This is a genomic window from Bacillus sp. BML-BC051 (assembly GCF_019656175.1).
Classification (GTDB): Bacteria; Bacillota; Bacilli; order Bacillales; family Bacillaceae_G; genus Bacillus_A; species Bacillus_A mobilis.
The window spans coordinates 1-273 of sequence record NZ_BPLI01000136.1 but is presented as its reverse complement, the minus strand read 5'-3'; the positions used below and the strand labels follow the sequence as shown (position 1 = coordinate 273).

At 34.4% G+C, this 273-nt stretch carries 1 protein-coding gene; it reads left to right on the top strand.

The window, feature by feature from the left end:
* The coding region (locus tag K5S59_RS29590) for an MSCRAMM family protein (protein ID WP_259653027.1) at positions 1-273 on the top strand (273 nt) is incomplete at both ends.

Sequence of the window (273 nt, the reverse complement as noted above, 5' to 3'; positions counted from 1 at the left end):
TATAAAGAAACAATAGCACCGAATGGCTATGTAATAAATGAAGAGACGTTCTCATTTGAAATAAAAGAGAATGGAGAAATTATTAAACATATCGTTCAAGATAAGAAGGTAGAAGGTGAGTTAGAAATAACGAAAGTAGATGTAGCGGATGGGAATGCGAAACTGCCAAACGCAGAATTTACAATCTACAACGAACAAGGGAAAGAAGTAGTAAAAGAGAAAACAGATGAAAAAGGTGTAGCGAAATTTAAACTACCATACGGAAAGTACACG